This window comes from Micromonospora sp. NPDC049366, assembly GCF_044466625.1.
GTDB lineage: Bacteria > Actinomycetota > Actinomycetes > Mycobacteriales > Micromonosporaceae > Micromonospora.
On sequence record NZ_JBITMV010000001.1, the window covers coordinates 289173 to 302318 of the forward strand.

The 13146-nt window shown below is 72.6% G+C and carries 10 protein-coding genes and 1 riboswitch; of the genes, 7 read left to right on the plus strand and 3 right to left on the minus strand.

Going from position 1 to position 13146, the window contains the following annotated elements:
- Window positions 1-195: 195 nt before the first annotated feature.
- A complete protein-coding gene (locus ACIBTV_RS01340) occupies window positions 196-513 on the minus strand; it encodes an ArsR/SmtB family transcription factor (protein WP_396701184.1) in 318 nt (105 codons plus the stop codon).
- 91 nt (window positions 514-604) lie between these two features.
- Between ACIBTV_RS01340 and ACIBTV_RS01345 the strand changes: the two genes are divergently transcribed.
- From ACIBTV_RS01345 to ACIBTV_RS01355, 3 genes are all read left to right on the plus strand, one after another.
- Window positions 605-1582, plus strand: coding sequence for a DMT family transporter (locus ACIBTV_RS01345; RefSeq protein WP_396701186.1), 978 nt, complete (start codon window positions 605-607; stop codon window positions 1580-1582).
- A 70-nt stretch (window positions 1583-1652) separates the two neighbouring features.
- Window positions 1653-1787: riboswitch (SAM riboswitch) on the plus strand.
- An 11-nt stretch (window positions 1788-1798) separates the two neighbouring features.
- Window positions 1799-3085 (plus strand): threonine synthase, encoded by a 1287-nt coding sequence (gene thrC, locus ACIBTV_RS01350; RefSeq protein WP_396701188.1) that lies wholly within the window; start codon window positions 1799-1801, stop codon window positions 3083-3085.
- 345 nt (window positions 3086-3430) lie between these two features.
- Window positions 3431-4450, plus strand: coding sequence for a GNAT family N-acetyltransferase (locus tag ACIBTV_RS01355; protein WP_396701190.1), 1020 nt, complete (start codon window positions 3431-3433; stop codon window positions 4448-4450).
- Here ACIBTV_RS01355 and ACIBTV_RS01360 read toward each other — a convergent pair.
- The gene (locus tag ACIBTV_RS01360; RefSeq protein ID WP_396701192.1) at window positions 4440-6668 is read right to left on the minus strand and encodes a hypothetical protein; all 2229 of its coding nucleotides are present in this window, start codon (window positions 6666-6668) and stop codon (window positions 4440-4442) included. The two genes, ACIBTV_RS01355 and ACIBTV_RS01360, sit on opposite strands and share 11 nt — an antisense overlap.
- Window positions 6669-6809: 141 nt before the next feature.
- On the opposite strand from ACIBTV_RS01360, the gene paaN reads away from it, so the two are divergent.
- Window positions 6810-8483: a phenylacetic acid degradation protein PaaN gene (gene paaN / locus ACIBTV_RS01365; protein ID WP_396701194.1), complete on the plus strand. Its 1674-nt coding sequence runs from the start codon at window positions 6810-6812 to the stop codon at window positions 8481-8483.
- A 124-nt stretch (window positions 8484-8607) separates the two neighbouring features.
- Here paaN and ACIBTV_RS01370 read toward each other — a convergent pair whose 3' ends face one another.
- On the minus strand, window positions 8608-9135 hold the full coding sequence (locus ACIBTV_RS01370; RefSeq protein ID WP_396701195.1) for a GNAT family N-acetyltransferase: 528 nt from the start codon (window positions 9133-9135) through the stop codon (window positions 8608-8610).
- A gap of 439 nt (window positions 9136-9574) precedes the next feature.
- Here ACIBTV_RS01370 and ACIBTV_RS01375 point away from each other — a divergent pair, with 439 nt between their 5' ends.
- The 3 genes from ACIBTV_RS01375 to groL all read left to right on the plus strand — a co-directional run bounded on the left by ACIBTV_RS01375 (window position 9575) and on the right by groL (window position 13097).
- On the plus strand, window positions 9575-9778 hold the full coding sequence (locus ACIBTV_RS01375; RefSeq protein WP_091594539.1) for a cold-shock protein: 204 nt from the start codon (window positions 9575-9577) through the stop codon (window positions 9776-9778).
- A gap of 261 nt (window positions 9779-10039) precedes the next feature.
- Window positions 10040-11203: a hypothetical protein gene (locus ACIBTV_RS01380; protein ID WP_396701198.1), complete on the plus strand. Its 1164-nt coding sequence runs from the start codon at window positions 10040-10042 to the stop codon at window positions 11201-11203.
- 271 nt (window positions 11204-11474) lie between these two features.
- Window positions 11475-13097, plus strand: coding sequence for a chaperonin GroEL (gene groL, locus ACIBTV_RS01385; RefSeq protein WP_091594544.1), 1623 nt, complete (start codon window positions 11475-11477; stop codon window positions 13095-13097).
- Window positions 13098-13146: the final 49 nt, after the last annotated feature.

The window sequence follows — 13146 nt, forward strand, 5'->3', positions numbered from 1 at the left end:
GGCAGGACAGGCTAGCCCGGGGTGGATTCGACGTCGGTCGCGGGCTTGATCGACACGGTTTCCCTGATATCGCGGGGTTGGCGCGACGGGGACACCGCGATATCAGGGAAACGGGGTGGAGCACGGCGCCCCAGCGCGGGTGGGTAACGGCGCGCGAGCGCGGTTGGGTAACGGCGCCGGGGAGCCGGTGCGGGGTCAGGCGCGTTTGGCGGGGGTGGTGTCCCGGTTGAGGACGGCGTCCAGCAGGCCCGGGTAGAGCCGATCCACTTCCTCCCGGCGCAGCCGGACGTAGCGGCTGGTGCCGGCGGCCCGGGTGCGGGTCAGCCCCGCCTCGCGCAGCACCTTGAGGTGGTGGCTTCGGGTGGCCTTGGAGACGCCGAACTCGAAGCTGCCGCATGCGTATTCCCCGCCGGCGGCGAGCGCGCGGACGATCTGCAGCCGCACGTCGTCGGCCAGCGCGGCCAGCACGTTGGTGACCGGCACGTCGCGCAGCTCGGGTTCCTCCAGCTCCATGTGACCAGTGTAACCCTTGTTCGACAGAAGTCGAACAAGGCCCTAGGGTCGGTGAGGCTGGTTCGAAGGTAGTCGAATATAGGAGTCGAGGATGCGTTCCCGCGCCGCCGCCTTCCCGCTGCTCGCCGCGCTGAGCTGGGGGGTGATGTTTCCCGTCCTGGCCAGCGCACTGGACCGGGTCGACCCGCTCAACCTGACCACCGCGCGCTACCTGCTCGCCTCCGTGGCCCTGGTCGCCCTGCTGCTGCTCCGCGAGGGGCGGGCCGGTCTCCGCCCGGCGGGCCGGGGCGTGGAGCTGGCCGTGCTCGGTGTCGTCGGCTTCGCCGGCTTCAACCTGCTCACCAACCTGGCCCTGGAGCACGCCGCGCCGCAGCAGGTCGCCCTCTTCGTCGCCACGACCCCGCTGGTCACGCAGCTCGTCCGCTGGGCCTGGGACGGCGTACGCCCGCGGCCCGCCCTGCTGGCCCTCTCGCTGGTGGCGCTCCTCGGTGTCGGTCTGGTGATCACCCGCGGCAGCCTGGCCGGGCTCGGGCAGTTCGGTCTCGGCGGGCTCATGATGATCGGCGCCGTCGTCGGCTGGGCGATCTACACGCACGGGGCGGGCCGGTTCGCCGGCTGGTCACCCCTGCGCTACACCACGCTGACCGCGCTCGCCGGCACGATCGCGATGCTCGCCGGAAGCGTCGCCGCCGACCTCGTCGGGGTCCAGCACGCCCCGTCCGCCGCCGACCTCGGCGCGGTCTCGCCGCAGCTGGCGTACGCCGTGGTGGTGGGCGCGGTGATCGCCGTGCTGGCCTGGAACACGGGGGTCCAGCGGCTCGGCGCGGCCAACGCGGCGCTGTTCATGAACCTCGTCCCGGTGACCACCTTCGCGGTGCAGATCGCCCGCGGTTACCGGCCGGGCCCGGTCGAGCTGGTCGGCGCGGGGCTGACGATCGCCGCGCTGATCGCCGCGAACCTGGTCAACCGGTCGCGCGGCGGCGCGTCACCGCGGGTGGTCGAGCAGCGCGGAGCCGCCGTCACCGATCCGGTCGCGGTCGTCGACCCCGTGGCGGTGGTGAGCCGCTGACGGCTCACACCGTGGGAACCGCCGGAGGGCGGGGCCGGGTGGGCGCTTAGACTCGGTCGTACAACTGAATACCTCATCCAGAGGGGCTGAGGGATACGGCCCGACGACGCCCCGGCAACCACCCCGCGCGCTCACCGCTGAGCGACGGCGGGGCAGGTGCCAATTCCGTCCCCGCCGCACGGTGCGATGCGGGGAAAGATGAGAGGACTCCTCGACATGACGTCGACGATCGCCCCGTCCGGCATCGACACCACCGCCAGCCCCGCCCGCGCCCTGGTCTGCCGGGCCTGTCAGGCCCGCTACCCGCTCGCCGCGCAGCACGCCTGTTACGAGTGCTTCGGCCCGCTGGAGGTCGACTACGACGCGGCCGCCCTGGCGAGCGTCACCCGGGAGCAGATCGAGGCCGGGCCGCAGAACATCTGGCGGTACGCCGGGCTGCTCCCCGCCGGCCAGGACCCGGCCACCCGGGTCACCCTGGACCCCGGGCTCACCCCGCTGGTCGCCGCCCCGCACCTCGCCGCCGAGCTGGGCATCACGGCGCCGCTGTGGGTCAAGGACGACAGCGCCAACCCCACCCACTCGTTCAAGGACCGGGTCGTCTCGGTGGCGCTCACCGCGGCCCGGGCGCTCGGCTTCCAGCGGTACGCCTGCGCCTCGACCGGCAACCTGGCCAACTCGGTGGCCGCCCACGCCGCCCGTGCCGGGGTGCCCTCGGTGGTGTTCATCCCGTCCGACCTGGAGCAGGGCAAGGTCGTCACCACGGCGGTCTACGGCGGTGACCTCGTCGCCATCGACGGCTCGTACGACGACGTGAACCGGCTCTGCGGCGAACTGGTCGAGACGGACGAGTTCGAGGACACCGCGTTCGTCAACGTGAACGTGCGGCCCTACTACGCCGAGGGGTCCAAGACGCTGGGCTACGAGGTGGCCGAGCAGTTGGGCTGGCGGATCCCCGCCCAGGTGGTGATCCCGATGGCCTCCGGCGAGCTGCTCACCAAGATTGACAAGGCGTTCTCGGAGCTGGTCGAGATCGGGCTGGTCGAGCCGCCGGCCGGCGGCTGGAAGGTGTTCGGCGCGCAGTCCGCCGGCTGCAACCCGATCGCCACCGCGCTGCACGCCGATAGCGACACGATCAACCCGGTCAAGCCGACGGGGATCGCGAAGTCGCTCAACATCGGCGACCCGGCCGCCGGCCTCTACGCGCTGGAGGCGGTGCGCCGCACCGGGGGCTGGATGGAGTACGTCGACGACGACGAGATCCGCGAGGGCATCCGCCTGCTGGCGCGTACGACCGGCGTCTTCGCCGAGACCGCCGGCGGGGTGACCGTCGCGGTGCTGCGCAAGCTGGTCGAGTCGGGCAAGCTCGACCCGGCCGCCGAGACGGTGGTCTTCAACACCGGTGAGGGGTTGAAGACCATCGACGCCGTCGCCGGCCAGGTGGGCCCCACCCACCGGATCCGCCCGTCGCTGCGGGCCGCCCGCGACGCCGGCCTGCTCGGCTGACCCGCGCCCCCGGTCTGATCGACCCCCGTGACGCGGTGCCCGGCCCGGGCACCGCGTCCGGGAGCCTCGGCTCGATCGTGCCGGCTCGCCCGAGCGGGGGATCAGGCCGTTCCGCCGGGTAACCGGCTTTTCGCTCTGGGTGCGGAAAACCCACCGCTAAGGACTTGACGGCAGGAACCGGACGGCGCAAGATGCTCCGTGCGGGAGGGCATTTCGCCGAAGACTTTTGAAGTTCTTGCGACCCAACGCCGGAGGCGTTGTGCGAGTGTCCCTCCCGACCAGCCTCCGATCGGGCCAGCGAAAATCGCTGGCCCGATCGTCGTCTCGGGGCGCACCCTACCCGCCATGAGCATCACGATCGCGCCGTTCGACGCCGCCGATCCGGCCGCGATCGACGAGGCCTACCGGATCGGGGTCGCGGCCCGCGACGCCGACGAGCCCGACTTCCCGCCCTTCTGCCGCCGGCGCCTCGACGGCATGCTGCGTCACCCGATGCCCGGCACCGTCACGCTCTGGGCGTTGGCCCGGCTCGACGGTGTGCCCGCCGGCCTCTTCACGCTGGACCTGCCCCAGCTCGACAACACCGAGAACGCGACGGTGGAGCTGATCGTCCACCCCGACCAGCGGCGGCGCGGGGTGGGCCGTGCGCTGCACGAGCACTGCGTCCGGCTGCTGCGGGAGCAGGGTCGCAAGCGGGTGGTGGGCATGGCGGTCTCGGCGCTGCCCGGCGGCCCGGCGCGCCCGACGGCGGGTGCGGCGTTCGCCGCCGCGATGGGCGCCCAGCCCGCGCTCGCCGAGGTGCGCCGTCGGCTCGACCCGGCGACGGTCGATCAGACCGCTCTGGACGAGTTGCTGGCCGAGGCCCGGGCGCGGGCCGCGGGCTACCGCACGGTCCGTTGGCACGGCCGCATCCCGGAGGAGTACGTGGCCGACATCGCCTACCTCGACGGGCGGCTGTCGACCGACGCGCCGATGGGCGACCTGACGTGGGAGGCCGAGAAGGTCGACGCCGAGCGGATCCGGGGCACCGAGCGGGCGCTGGCCGCGCGGGGGCGCCGCCAGTACCACGTCGCGGCCCGGCACGAGGCGTCCGGCCGGCTCGTCGCGTGGACGCTGCTCGACGTCGGTCCCTCCGCCGACTGGCACGCGTACCAGCAGATCACCATCGTCGACCCGGACCACCGGGGGCACCGCCTCGGTCTGCTCACCAAGATCGAGAATCTGCGGTACCTGCTCGCCGAGGAGCCGGCGGTACGCGCGATCGACACCTTCAACGCGGCGTCCAACACGCACATGATCACGATCAACGAGCAGCTCGGTTTCCGCCCGGTGGACGGCTGGACCGACTGGCAGTTCACGCTCTGACCGGCGGCCCGGGGCTGCCCGGTGGACCCTCGTCCGTGCCGGGCGGCCGCAGACGTCGCACCAGCTCCGCCACCGTCCGGTCGAAGTCGGCGTCCGGCACGAAGCGGTGCCCCCGGATCGTCGGCGGCACCGTGTCCCCGGGTGGGATGAGCAGCCCGGCGGGGTCGGCGACCCGGCGATCCACCTCGGCGGCGTGGCCGGCGGCGTCGATGCCGAAGACCGGCCCGCCGATCGGGTCGGTCAACCGCCACAGGTTGAGCCAGCGCCAGTCGAGTCGTTCACCCACCTCCCGCAGCATGTCCGGCCCTATGTAGGCGGGGAAGACCCGGCTGTAGAGCCGCCCGAGCGGGGTGCCGTACGTCAGCAACGCGACCCGGGCGCGGGCGGCCGCCGGCAGTTGGAGGACCGTTGCCGCCACCAGCACGCTGCCGTGGCTCTGCCCGGAGAGGACGACGGAGTCACCGCCGGCGGTCAGGTGGTTGATCCGCCGGGTGAGGTCCGGCACCACCCGCTCGGCGTAGCAGGGCGGGGCGAGGGGGTGCGCCGAGCGCGGCCAGAACGTGGCGAGTTCCCAGAGCACGCCGACCACCCGGATCGCGGCGGACCGGTAGGCGAACAGCCCCGCCCCGAACAACACCAGCGCGAACAGCCCGATGATCAGGCCACCCAGGTCCGTCACGAGGATCATCGGGGTGGCCAGGGGATCCCCGCCGAGCAGTCGGGCCACGTCCTCCGGTCCCTGACGTCGCATCGACAACCCGGCGGCGGCCAGGCCCAGCACGTTCAGCGCCGCGTACGCCGCCAGGAACAGCGGGCCGAGACGGTCCGCCAGGCGGGCGCCGATGATCTTGTCGCGTACCGCCCGGACCCGCTCCGGCGCCGCCCGGGCGGCCTCGGGAAACTCCCGCCGGACGATCTCCTCCGCCGCCCGCCGTTGGCGGATCCGCTGGTAATAGCGGGCCACGACGGCGACGACGGCGGCGACCACCAGGGCGGTCGAGACGCCGAGCGCCGCCCAGCGGTACGCGGCCGGTGGCGCCAGCGGCGGCACGTCGGCCGGTGACGGCCGGGCCGGTGTCGGGGTCAAGCCGCGATCCAGGTACTCGGCGATGCCGTAGTTGAGCGCGGAGGAGTACGCCACGGCCAGGCCGATGGCGACCGAGAGCATCATCGGCGCGGCGAGACCGAGCAGGGCGGGGCGGCTCCGCCTCGACGTCCGGGCCGCGACGAGGACCGTGAGCACCACGAGCAGGGCCCACTGGATGCTGAACAGGCGGGCCACCAGACTCTCGTATCCGGGCAGCGCGGCCACGGGAGTCGACGGTCGCCGCGGCAGGGCCGCGTACGCCAGGGTCACGCCGGTGAGCACGAGCCCGGTGGCGCCCGTCAGCCGGACCGCGCGCGGTGACCACAGCCCCCCGCCGCGGTGTTCGATCTTGGGAAGGCAGAGCATCGTCAGCGCGACGACGAGCAGCACGACGGACGCGACGATCAGCGCGTCACCGGCCATCCTGTGCCCGTCCGACCCGAGCGGGGTCAGCACGGCCAGGTTGAGGGTCGCCGTCGCGACCACGATGTGCAGGGCGCGCAGGCGCATCAGCAGCCCCCGGTTGTCCCAGAAGGCCGGGTTGTCGAGCCGCCCCGCCCCCAGCGCCTCCGGGTCCGCGCTGCTGTTCTCGGGCAGCTGCCAGGTGCGGCCGCCGAGCCACCAGACCAGCACGATCGCGAGGAGCGGCAGCAGGGCGAGCAGCGCGAGACGCTGCTCCGCCGGCACGCCCGCCATCCAGGCGATCTCCCGGCGGCCGTCCATGCAGCGCGGGTAGCTCGCGCACTGCCAGGCGACCAGGTCGATGGCCACGCCGACGATCGACAGGACGTACATGGCGGTGAGCGTGGCGCCGAGCAGCCGGCACAGCGCCTTGCCGACCGGCTGCGTACGGCGACCGGGCGGCAGCATCCAGATGGCGGTGTTGGCGAGCATGAAGGGCAGGAGCAGGACCAGCGAGAAGGTACGCGTCGCCGTCCCACCGGCCAGCCCGCTCCACCGGTACGCCTCCAGCGTGGTGCCGGCGCCGCCGCGCGGATCGCCGAACCCGGGGCGCACCCGGTAGAACGCCGCGTCACGGTCGCCGGCCACCCGGCTCACGATGGGCCGGTCCAGCGTCGCCTCGGGACCGCGGTCGGCGACCCCGTGCACCCGGATCTCGGTGGTCCCCACCCGTGGCCGCTCCCCTCCTCGGCAGGCTGGGCGCTTACCCGGAGGCGGTGGGGTCACACCGGCGCGGAAAGCGGGTGGGGACGATCAGAGTTGTGACACGGCCCTACTGATCCTGGGGCTTCCTGTTGCATGATGGCGGGCATGACGGAGACCCCGCACCCCCTGTACGCCCGGCACGCCGACACCCTCACCCGTGCGCTGACCGCCATCACGGAGCGCGGGTACTGGTCCGCCTACCCGGAATCACCCAGCCCCCGGGTGTACGGCGAGACCGCCGCCGCCGACGGGAAGGCCGCCTTCGAGGCGTACCGGGGCGGCGACTTCCCCCTCGATCAGCCGGGTGACGGCGACCGGGTCGCCACCGAGACGAGCCCCTTCGGGCTGGACCTGTCCGTGCGCTACCCGCACGCCGACGCCGACCAGCTCGTCACCGCCGCCGGCGCCGCGCTGCCGGCCTGGCGCGACGCCGGCCCGCAGACCCGGATCGGCGTCTGCCTGGAGATCCTCGACCGGCTGCACAAGCACGTCTTCGAGCTGGCCAACGCGGTGCAGTTCACCAGCGGCCAGGCGTTCGTGATGGCGTTCCAGGCCGGCGGCGCGCACGCGCTGGACCGGGCGCTGGAGGCGCTCGCCTACGCCTACGCCGAGATGACCCGGCACCCGGGCACCGCCGGTTGGGAGAAGGCGGCCGGCAAGGGCGACCCGCTGCGGATGACCAAGACGTTCCACGTGGTCCCGCGCGGGGTGGGCCTCGTGATCGGCTGCAACACCTTCCCGACCTGGAACTCGTACCCGGGTCTGTTCGCGTCGCTGGCCACCGGCAACCCGGTGATCGTCAAGCCGCACCCGCGTGCCGTGCTCCCGCTCGCCGTCACCGTGCGCTACGCCCGTGAGGTGCTCGCCGAGGCCGGCTTCGACCCCAACCTGGTGCTGCTCGCGGCGGAGGCGCCGGGCGAGAAGCTCGCCTCGACCCTGGCCCTGCACCCGGCGGTGAAGATCGTGGACTTCACCGGCTCCACCGAGTACGGCGACTGGCTGGAGGCGAACGCCCGCCAGGCGGCCGTCTACACCGAGAAGGCCGGCCTGAACACGGTCGTCATCGACTCCACCGACGACTTCGCCGGTCTGTGCCGCAACCTGGGCTTCACGCTGACCCTGTACAGCGGGCAGATGTGCACCACCTCGCAGAACATCCTGATCCCCCGGGACGGCATCGAGACCGACCAGGGGCACAAGAGCTTCGACGAGGTGGCCGGCGGCATCGCGGCGGCGGTCGGCAAGCTCACCGCCGACCCGGCCCGAGGCGTCGAGCTCACCGGCGCCATCGTCAACGACGGGGTGCTGGAGCGGCTGGACGAGGTGACCAAGGTCGGCGAGCCGGTGCTGGAGTCGCGTACGGTCGAGCACCCGAGCTTCCCCGACGCGGTGGTGCGTACGCCGACCATCGTGAAGCTCGCCGCGGACGACACGGCGACCTACGGGCGGGAGTGGTTCGGGCCGATCGCGTTCGCCATCGCCACCGACTCCACCGCGCACAGCCTGGAGATCATGCGGAAGACGGTCGGCGAGAAGGGCGCGCTCACCGCCGGGGTCTACTCCACCGACGAGGCGATCCTGGACGCCGCCGAGGACGTGGCGATCGAGGTCGGCGTGCACCTGTCGTGCAACCTGACCGGCGGGGTGTTCGTGAACCAGTCGGCCGCGTTCTCCGACTTCCACGGCAGCGGTGCCAACGCGGCCGCGAACGCGGCCCTCACCGATGGCGCGTACGTGGCGAACCGGTTCCGCATCGTCCAGTCACGCCGCCACGCCTGACCCCACCCCCCCCGGATCACCCCCCGGGCCGCCGTTGATCATGAAGTTGTTGCCGCGACACGCCGCGACACGCCGTGGCTGCGCGCGACAACTTCATGATCAACGCGGCTGGGGCGGGCGGCCGTCAGGCCGGGCGGCGCATTCGCAGCTCGGTCAGGGCGGGGATGGTGGGGTGCGGCACCCGCACGCCGGTGTCCACGAAGCCCAGCCGCTGGTAGGCGCGGTAAGCCCGGTCGTTGCCGACCACGACCTCCATCATCAGCTCCGGCCGGCCACACGCGCGCGACCAGGCGGCCACCGCGTCGACCAACTCGCCCAGCAGCCCGCCGCCCCGCCAGGCAGGGGTGATGTAGACGGCGTAGATGACGGTCAGGCCCGGCTCGCTCGGGGTGACCGTGCCCCCGGCGTGCCCGACCAGCCGGCCTCCCGGGTCGGCGATGAACTGCGCCGTGTCCGAGCCCTGCGAGGTGTACGCGACCCGGGCGGCGTACTCGGCGTGCGGGCGGGCCGCCGCGTCGGCGAGGGTCTCCAGGAAGGCCAGCGGCGCGTCGGCGAGCATCTCCAGCCGTAGCGCCCGCATCCGTGCGGCGTCGGCGGGCCGGACCCGCCGGATCTCCGCCTGCTGTCGGCGTCGGCTCGGAGCGGTCATCATGCCCGCATGCGTACCACAGTGCCCGGCGGTGGTTCCCGCCGCGCCGGCCGCCACGGGCCGGTCTCCGGCAGGCGGGCTCGCACGGTGGGCCGGCTACCCGCGCGGGACGGCCCCGCGGGGTCGATCGGCCGGCGGCTGTCCCGACGTCTGCTCCGGGGTCCGCACGCCGGTTCCCACCCGGTCCGCTCCCGGTGACGGCAATCATCGGCATGAATCAGCCGCATCGACGAGCCGCCTGACCACGGCCGTCCGGAACAGGGCCGGGGCGTACCGGAATATGCCCGATTTGTGGTCGTGCACGGTCGTCACGCCTCGTGTAGCGTGCGATTTCGGTCACCGGAAATTCAGCGGCCGTCGCCGATCGCTGGGCCGGTGGTGCGGGGTGCCGGCGTGCCGGCAGCCCGGTTGTGGAGCGCCGCGCAGAGTGAGGAAGTGCACCGTGGCACAGGGCACCGTGAAGTGGTTCAACGCCGAAAAGGGCTACGGCTTCATCGCCGTCGACGGCGGGCAGGATGTCTTCGTCCACTTCTCCGCGATCGAGATGGACGGCTACAAGGCGTTGGACGACGGCCAGCGGGTCGAGTTCGAGATCGCCCAGGGCCAGAAGGGCCCCCAGGCCGAGCGCGTGCGCGTCATCGGCTGACCGGCCCCGTCGGCCGGGCGACCCTGGGCGGGTCCGACCGGTGTCAGTGCCGGTCGCCGTCAGACCGGCCGGACGGGGGCTGCGCCGCAGGGCGGTCAGCCGGGAAGATCGTGAGCCGTACCCAGCTGTCGCTGAGGAGGGTTCATGTCCGACCAGCCACCCCCGGCTGCCCCGCCCCCGGGCCCGTCCGATCCGTCCGGTGCCCCGCCTCCGTGGGGCCCCACGGCGCCGCACGGCGACCAACCGGGCGAAGATCCGACCGTGTCGCAGGGGCAGGCCGGCCCGCAGCCGGGCTGGGGCCCGGCCGCGCCGCAGGGCCAGCCGGGCTGGGGCCCGGCCGCGCCGCAGGGCCAGCCGGGCTGGGGCCCGGCCGCGCCGCAGGGCCAGCCGGGCTGGGATCCGACCGTCCCGCAGGGCTGGGGTCCACCGCCCGGTGTGCCGACGGCCGGTTACCCGGCTGGCGCCGGCTATCCGCCGGGCGCCGCCTATCCGCCGGGTGCAGGTTTCCCGCCGGGCGTCCCCTACGGCGGCCAGCACTGGTATCCGGGTATGTCGGCGCCGGGCTGGCACTCGCCGGGCCTCGACCCCTCCGACCCGCTGGTCACCGCACCCGGCCTCGGGCTGGCCGGGTGGTTCGACCGCTGCCTGGGCGCGGTCCGGCGCGGCTGGCGGATCCTGCTGCCCATTCTCCTGCTCACCCAGGTGCTGCCCGCGGCGGCGCTGTCGGTGCTCTCCTACGGGATCGACCCGAGCGCCGAGTGGGAGGCCTCGACCGGCGGTGACCCGGCGGCGCTGCCCGACAACTTCGTCAGCGATCTCGGCACGATGCTCCTGGTGTTGATCGGCGGGAGTCTCGTGCTCGGGTTCGTGCAGGGCCTCGGCTGGGCGGCCGGCACCTGGGTGGTCACCCGCCAGGCCGCCGGGGAGCCCGTCGCTCTGGGCGCCGCGCTGCGGTACGGCCTGCGCCGGGCCCTCGGCCTCTGGGGCTGGACCCTGCTGATCGCCGTCCTCGTCGGCCTCGGCTTCTGCTTCTGCGTTCTCCCCGGCGTCTACCTCGCGTTCGCGCTCAGCATGGCCGGGCCGGTCTACCTGTACGAGCGGGACAACCCCATCGGCCGGTCGTTCCGGATGTTCCACGACCGGCTGGGGATGCTCCTGGGCCGGGTGGCGCTGGTGTTCGGTGCGGTGATCGTGTTCGGCTTCGTCGTCTCGATGCTGGAGGGCGTCGGCACGGCCCTGTTCGGCACGGATCCGTTCGGCAGCGCCGGGTCGGCGGCGGGCGTGGTGGCCGTGATCGCGGTCACCGCCGTGCTGACCCTGCCCGCCCATCTTGCGCAGCTCGTGGGGCTGGTCGTGACGTACGCCGAGCAACGGGGGCAGGAGGCGCCGGTGAACAGCGCCCGCCTGGCCGCGGAACTCGGCTGAGCGGGGCGGTCGTGCTTGCACTCGGCATGGGAGAGTGCTAAACAAGTCATTGGCACTCGCATACCGTGAGTGCCAATGGTCGGGACGGTGGGGCCAGGTTGCGCCGGCATGGAGACGCCGGGGCGACACATGGCCGGTCGTCGCGGGCTATCCGGCCCGGCCGAAGGACGTCGTCGTCGCCAGGTGGCGACGTCCCAAGGTGCGTACACCAGGCGGCCCATCCGGGACACACACTCGGGTGGCCCGTGAGTGTCCAGGAGGACAACGCCGTATGGCCAAGATGATCGCGTTCGACGAAGAGGCGCGCCGCGGCCTCGAGCGGGGCATGAACCAGCTCGCTGACGCCGTCAAGGTGACCCTCGGCCCCAAGGGCCGCAACGTCGTGCTCGAGAAGAAGTGGGGTGCCCCCACCATCACCAACGATGGTGTGAGCATCGCCAAGGAGATCGAGCTCGAGGACCCCTACGAGAAGATCGGCGCCGAGCTGGTCAAGGAGGTCGCCAAGAAGACCGACGACGTGGCCGGTGACGGCACGACGACGGCGACCGTCCTGGCCCAGGCCCTGGTCCGTGAGGGTCTGCGCAACGTGGCCGCCGGCGCCAACCCGATGGCCCTGAAGCGGGGCATCGAGGCGGCCGTGGCCAGCGTCTCGGAGGAGCTGCTGAAGCTCGCCAAGGACGTGGAGACCAAGGAGCAGATCGCCTCCACCGCCTCCATCTCGGCTGGTGACACCAGCGTCGGCGAGATCATCGCCGAGGCGATGGACAAGGTCGGCAAGGAAGGCGTCATCACCGTCGAGGAGAGCAACACCTTCGGCCTGGAGCTCGAGCTCACCGAGGGCATGCGCTTCGACAAGGGCTACATCTCCGCGTACTTCATGACCGACCCGGAGCGTATGGAGGCCGTCTTCGACGACCCGTACATCCTGATCGTCAACAGCAAGATCTCGTCGGTGAAGGACCTGCTCCCGATCCTCGAGAAGGTCATGCAGTCGGGCAAGCCGCTGCTGATCATCGCCGAGGACCTGGAGGGCGAGGCCCTGGCCACCCTGGTGGTCAACAAGGTCCGGGGCACCTTCAAGTCGGTCGCCGTCAAGGCGCCGGGCTTCGGTGACCGCCGCAAGGCCATGCTCACCGACATCGCCATCCTCACCGGTGGTCAGGTCATCAGCGAGGAGGTCGGCCTCAAGCTCGACGCCGCCGGTCTCGACATGCTGGGCCACGCCCGCAAGGTCGTGGTGACCAAGGACGAGACCACCATCGTCGACGGCGCCGGTGACGCCGAGCAGATCCAGGGCCGGGTCAACCAGATCCGGGCCGAGATCGAGAAGAGCGACTCCGACTACGACCGGGAGAAGCTGCAGGAGCGGCTGGCCAAGCTGGCCGGCGGTGTTGCGGTGATCAAGGTCGGCGCGGCCACCGAGGTCGAGCTGAAGGAGCGCAAGCACCGCATCGAGGACGCCGTCCGCAACGCGAAGGCCGCCGTCGAGGAGGGCATCGTCCCGGGTGGTGGCGTCGCGCTGGTGCAGGCCGGCAAGACCGCCTTCGACAAGCTGGACCTGGTCGGCGACGAGGCGACCGGCGCGCAGATCGTCAAGATCGCGCTGGACGCCCCGCTGCGGCAGATCGCCGTCAACGCCGGCCTTGAGGGCGGCGTCGTGGTGGAGAAGGTTCGCAACCTGGAGGCCGGCCACGGCCTCAACGCCGCCAACGGCGAGTACGTCGACCTGCTGGCCGCGGGCATCATCGACCCGGCCAAGGTGACCCGCTCGGCGCTGCAGAACGCGTCGTCGATCGCGGCGCTGTTCCTCACCACCGAGGCCGTCGTCGCGGACAAGCCGGAGAAGACCCCGGCCGCCCCGGCTGGCCCGGGTGGCGGGGACATGGACTTCTGAGTCCAGTTCCGACCGGGAACGGGGCGGGCCGCTGATGCGGCCCGCCCCG

Bases quoted from the DNA above. Each gene is read 5' to 3' on its own strand.
- paaN (WP_396701194.1), top strand. From the start codon at position 6,810: ATGACGGAGACCCCGCACCCCCTGTACGCCCGGCACGCCGACACCCTC.
- thrC (WP_396701188.1), top strand. From the start codon at position 1,799: ATGACGTCGACGATCGCCCCGTCCGGCATCGACACCACCGCCAGCCCC.
- ACIBTV_RS01370 (WP_396701195.1), bottom strand. From the start codon at position 9,135: ATGATGACCGCTCCGAGCCGACGCCGACAGCAGGCGGAGATCCGGCGG.
- ACIBTV_RS01340 (WP_396701184.1), bottom strand. From the start codon at position 513: ATGGAGCTGGAGGAACCCGAGCTGCGCGACGTGCCGGTCACCAACGTG.
- ACIBTV_RS01345 (WP_396701186.1), top strand. From the start codon at position 605: ATGCGTTCCCGCGCCGCCGCCTTCCCGCTGCTCGCCGCGCTGAGCTGG.
- ACIBTV_RS01355 (WP_396701190.1), top strand. From the start codon at position 3,431: ATGAGCATCACGATCGCGCCGTTCGACGCCGCCGATCCGGCCGCGATC.
- groL (WP_091594544.1), top strand. From the start codon at position 11,475: ATGGCCAAGATGATCGCGTTCGACGAAGAGGCGCGCCGCGGCCTCGAG.